This window comes from Variovorax sp. P4_D9, assembly GCF_056401695.1.
Genome location: NZ_JBFUIU010001733.1, coordinates 1 through 593, shown reverse-complemented (window position 1 = coordinate 593; position 593 = coordinate 1). Strand labels below are relative to the sequence as shown.

1 protein-coding gene is annotated in these 593 nt (G+C 67.2%); it reads right to left on the bottom strand.

The window, feature by feature from the left end; all coding sequences use genetic code 11:
* The coding region (locus AC1DY5_RS58045) for an IS4 family transposase (protein ID WP_478123099.1) at positions 1 to 593 on the bottom strand (593 nt) is incomplete at both ends.

Sequence of the window (593 nt, the reverse complement as noted above, 5' to 3'; positions counted from 1 at the left end):
CAGCTGGCGCACGGCGAAGTGCGCCAGCAGCAGCCCCCACAGCTCCTGCTGTACCAGGTCCGGCGTCTTGCTGCGCAGCACGGTGCTGGCGCCACGCAAGTGCGTCTTGAACTCGTCAAACACACCCTCGATTTCCCAGCGCTCGTGGTACAGCGCCGCCAGCTCCAGGCCCGGTGCTTGATCGGCGTTGAGCACGGTGGTGATCAATCGGTAGCTGTCTTCGCTAGGGGTGGCCGAGTTGTGCAGCGTGTACTCAATGACGCGCACGGTCGTGCCGTGACGCCGAGCGCTGTCGGCACTGTCGTAGACGGTGCTCAGGTACGAACCGTCGGCCAGCACCTGCTGTGSCGCCAGCTTGATCGTGGCGCTCACGCGCCATAGCAGTGCGGCCCCGCTGCCCGCGGCCAGTTGCCACAGCTTGAAGCTGTAAAAGCCCCGATCCGCCAGCAGCAGCATGTCCTTGCGCAACCAGTCGGGCAGCACCTCGGCGGCCATCGCTTTCTCGCTGCGCGCGTACGGGGCGATGTCCGCCGCCACGACGGCGTGCGTGCCGCATTCGACCAGCCCGAGCACGCGCGCTTGCGGGAAGGCGC